This window comes from Methanospirillum sp. (assembly GCF_028679455.1).
Lineage (GTDB): Archaea > Halobacteriota > Methanomicrobia > Methanomicrobiales > Methanospirillaceae > Methanospirillum.
In genome coordinates, this window is the sequence record NZ_JAJRBM010000313.1 from 1 (window position 1) to 4068 (window position 4068).

Genomic DNA, 4068 nt, shown 5'->3' on the forward strand with positions numbered 1-4068 from the left:
GCAAAGATTCAGAAGTATATGGAGGAGGAGATAGAGGAGTTATCTCATGCATACCAAAGAATCGGGACCGAGGGAGATCTGACCCTGCGATATGAACTGAAACCGCCGGATGAGCATACCAGGGAAACCCACGAACAGTTAAAAAAATTTCAGAATGCGGTCCGTCTCATTATTAAAGAACTCCAGCAGAACATCGAAGAGGTCAACAACCGGATGGAGACCTTATTAACCGCTACGGGAGAAGCAAAAAACAGCATAGAAGATGCATCCAAAGCAATCTCCCAGATCGCCGAGAATGTAGGCAGTGTTTCAGAACATGCAGAAAAATCCTCCAACGGAGTCGAGCAGATCTCAAAGGTCATGCAGGATATGAGTGCTGCCGTAGAAGAGATTACCGCCAATATGGGATCTATATCCGATCTCTCAAAAAAGACAAACAATCTTTCGAATACAGGCATTCAACTGGCAGAAAAATCAGAAGAAAGCATGAAGAAGATCTCTCGGTCCACGGAGAATGTATACACCATAGTCTCTGATGTCGAGAAGCAGATGAGTGAGATCTCGAAAATTGTTGACCTTATTCGTGAACTCGCGAACCAGACAAACCTGCTAGCCCTGAATGCAGCCATTGAGGCAGCACGGGCTGGAGAAGCCGGACGAGGATTTGCCGTTGTGGCCACTGAAGTGAAATCCCTTGCACTGGAATCACGCCAGTCTGCCGAACGGATAGAGGCAATGATCAGTACTTTAACCAAAAGCACCCAGCATGCATCCACGGCGATGAATGAAACGAAAGAGATCGTTGAACAAGGCGAAAAAGTCGTGGGCGAAACGGTAAAAACATTTTCGGATATTGCATCGTATATTGATGAGATCACCAGGAACGCCTCCGAAGTGGCTGCAGCAACCGAAGAACAGGCAGCGACAACAGAGGAGATAACCGCAAGCGTTTCAGATATTGCGGAACTCGTTGAACAAACCGCTAAAGAAGCCTGCAATGCCGCATCAGCCTCAGAAGAATCATCAGCCGCGGTGGATGAGATCCACCTGATGGCGACATCGGTCAACGATGTTGCGGGTGAGGTCATGAATGCAAATAAGCGATTCAAGGTAAAATAACGCCATTTTGAAAGTTTAATGACAAAACCAGCAGAAAAACCAAACATGAAATCAGAAGGACTGGATGAAAAACAGGTACAGGTGGTGGAATTTTCACTTGGAGACGAATTATATGCAATCGACCTGTTTGAAGTGAAAGAGGTGGTAGATTATACCTCAATAACACCACTTCCTCATGCACCCGATTATGTGAAAGGAATTATCAATCTTCGCGGGGAGATCACATCAATAATCGATCTGCAACACTGCCTGCATGGTTCTGAACATGAATTTAAATCCACAGATACATCCCGGATCATCGTTCTTGATGAGGCAGTCTTATCAAAAAAGATAGGAATCCTTGTCGATGATGTACGATCGGTAGCAACACTTGAAAGCAACCAGATCGATTATACGTCCGCATCGCAGATAGGCGATGGTTCATTGATCATCGGGATCATAAAACGAAATACAACACTGAATGAGAAAGAACTAAACGAATTGATCATCTGGATTGATATAAAACAACTTTTGCACGGGATAGATTGACAATATCCATCTCTTTCATTCAACATATTCTTCATGATTTCAACATTATATGTGGACGATGATCCGCATTTACTGGAACTGGGCAAGATATTCCTGGAACGATCGGGTTATCTCTCCGTGGATATCGTTTCGTCAGGTCAAGAAGCAGTGCAGATCCTTAATAAACGATCCTATGAAGCGATAATATCAGATTATGAAATGCCCCACATGGATGGAATCGAATTATTGCAGATAATTCGTACATGCCTTCCGGATATTCCCTTCATTATCTTCACCGGGAGGGGGCGTGAAGAGATCGTTATAAAAGCCCTGAATTACGGAGCAGACTCATATATCCAGAAAGGAGGAAATGTAACCGCACAATTTGCCGAACTTGAAAACTGTGTGAAAAAACTGGTCGAACGACGAAAGAATGCGGATCGTTACCAGGAACTGGTCAATTCACTTCCCAAGACGATCCTGGAGATGGATGAACAGTTACATCTTACCTTTATCAATAAAGCAGGAATTGAAAAATTTGGCTATACCATTGAAGATATCTCCAAACCACTATCTGTACTGGATCTTGTCACTGAACCGGACCAGGAAAAAATTCTAAAGTATCAAAACGCGGTTTCAAGAGGCGAGACTCTTCCTCCCCAGGAGTATGCCGCACGAGATAAACAGGGCTTCATTTTTCCCATCAAGACATACCTCTCGCCAATTTTTGTAAATACCGAATTTGCCGGGTTCCGGGCTGTTTGTATCGATATTTCAGAGGAGAAACAAGCAAAGAAAGCATTGTCACAGGCAAACAAAAGACTGAATCTTATGGCGAGGATCACAAGACATGACATTCGCAACAAGATCACCGCTCTTCTTGCATATCAGTATCTGTCCACTGAATTGACAAGTGATCCCGTATTACTTGAATATCTCAACAAGCAGCAACAGATAACAAAGAGTATTGAGGATCACATTGAATTTACCCGGTTTTACCAGGATATCGGGGCTATGAATCCCATATGGCAGGATGTCAGGGGAGTAATCCTCTCGGCAATTTCTGAGAACGATATGAGATCACTTTCGTATGACATACGTATAACGAACTGCTGGGTCAATGCAGATCAACTGCTTCAAAAAGTCTTTTACAACCTGATTGAAAATTCTATCCGGCACGGGGGTACTGTCACAAAAATTTGTTTTGACATGGAATTACCGTGTGATGATACCGTAACTCTCATTTATACCGATAATGGCAGAGGGATCTCCCCGGATATAAAAACGAAGATATTTGATGAAGGATTCGGTAACCATACGGGATTCGGATTATTTTTAATCCGTGAAATACTATCCATCACGGAGATTGCGATCGTTGAGAACGGAATATCCGGAGAGGGAGCCAGGTTTGAGATGGCAATACCCCGTACGAGATATAGATACTCAAAACCCGGTTGACCTTTTGCCAAAGGACATAACAGATATCCGTCTCTTAAATTCACAGATAATCAAAAAAGAGGGGAGTCAGTGACGGGATGACTCATGCAAGCGGGGGTACGAATAAAGCGAGAAGAACGAGATCCCGGTCTCCTGCCCGGACCAGGTGAGATATCCCTGGTGGAGTGACAAAGGTCTGGCCGGCTTTTACCAGGTGATCCCTACTTCCCAGGAGAAAATGACCGTCTCCACTGATGATCAGGTTCAGTTCCCACTGAGTCGCATGATTGTGCTCCGGCACCTCGCACTGTTCCTGGATCCTGACAAGATGATAACTGAACATGCTCTTCGTCTCTGTTTCAGGGATGATGTCCTTGAGGAAGACACCCTTCCATCCGGGAGGGGAATACCAGGGGCTTTCATTGCTTTTCCGGGCACGGTCAGGGAAAATAACTGAATTATCTTCGAAGATCTCTGCAATATCTTTGTAAATCATGATATCCTGAAATTTTCGTTTCGAATAGCCACCGGTTAGCCTTTCACAGCCGGAATGACATCCTTGAATACATCAACACCAAAGTTGACGTTTGGACTGGAATTACCCAGGCAGAAATGGGTGATTCCCGCTTTTTTAAACCGCTCGATCTCCTTGATGAGCCCTTCTGCATCGGTTGCACACAGGAAATTCTTCTTAAGCATATCCTGGCCGACAAGGTTGGCATGGCATTCGACTTCCGGAGGATCGCTGACCCGGTACTTGAACATGGACGGCACAAGGCATCCGGCCCAGAACCTGTTTCCTTCAACCGCCTTTTCAAAGTCAGGATCGACGGAATACCAGATGAGCATGGCCCGTTCCATCTTCTTCGGATCCTTGCCTGCTTCCCGTGCCCCCTCCTCGAACTTCGGGATGGTCACGTTCTTTAAGGTATCCGTATCCGCAGATACCGTCATCAGGTGATCTCCGTGTATTCCTGCAAGTTTTGCTCCCTTTGGACCCATTCC

General features: G+C 45.1%; 5 protein-coding genes. 3 read left to right on the forward strand and 2 right to left on the reverse strand.

Features of this window, described 5'->3' with window-relative positions:
- The 3 genes from LUQ50_RS10875 to LUQ50_RS10885 form a co-directional block, all read left to right on the forward strand.
- The coding region (locus LUQ50_RS10875) for a methyl-accepting chemotaxis protein (RefSeq protein WP_300039858.1) at nucleotides 1-1119 on the forward strand (1119 nt) is incomplete at its 5' end.
- A 45-nt stretch (nucleotides 1120-1164) separates the two neighbouring features.
- On the forward strand, nucleotides 1165-1647 hold the full coding sequence (locus tag LUQ50_RS10880) for a chemotaxis protein CheW (RefSeq protein WP_300039859.1): 483 nt from the start codon (nucleotides 1165-1167) through the stop codon (nucleotides 1645-1647).
- A 33-nt stretch (nucleotides 1648-1680) separates the two neighbouring features.
- The gene (locus LUQ50_RS10885) at nucleotides 1681-3084 is read left to right on the forward strand and encodes a response regulator (RefSeq protein ID WP_300039860.1); all 1404 of its coding nucleotides are present in this window, start codon (nucleotides 1681-1683) and stop codon (nucleotides 3082-3084) included.
- An 82-nt stretch (nucleotides 3085-3166) separates the two neighbouring features.
- Here LUQ50_RS10885 and LUQ50_RS10890 read toward each other — a convergent pair whose 3' ends face one another.
- Together LUQ50_RS10890 and LUQ50_RS10895 are read right to left on the reverse strand one after the other, a co-directional pair.
- Nucleotides 3167-3559 carry a cupin domain-containing protein gene (locus LUQ50_RS10890; RefSeq protein WP_300039861.1) on the reverse strand — a complete coding sequence of 131 codons (393 nt, stop codon included), beginning with the start codon at nucleotides 3557-3559 and terminating at the stop codon, nucleotides 3167-3169.
- Between the two features lie 35 nt (nucleotides 3560-3594).
- Nucleotides 3595-4068 (reverse strand): LLM class flavin-dependent oxidoreductase (locus LUQ50_RS10895; RefSeq protein WP_300039862.1); only part of this gene is annotated, 474 nt, incomplete at its 5' end.

Excerpts from the sequence above, each read along its gene's own strand:
- LUQ50_RS10885 (WP_300039860.1), top strand. The coding sequence starts at position 1,681 with ATGATTTCAACATTATATGTGGACGATGATCCGCATTTACTGGAACTG.
- LUQ50_RS10890 (WP_300039861.1), bottom strand. The coding sequence starts at position 3,559 with ATGATTTACAAAGATATTGCAGAGATCTTCGAAGATAATTCAGTTATT.
- LUQ50_RS10880 (WP_300039859.1), top strand. The coding sequence starts at position 1,165 with ATGAAATCAGAAGGACTGGATGAAAAACAGGTACAGGTGGTGGAATTT.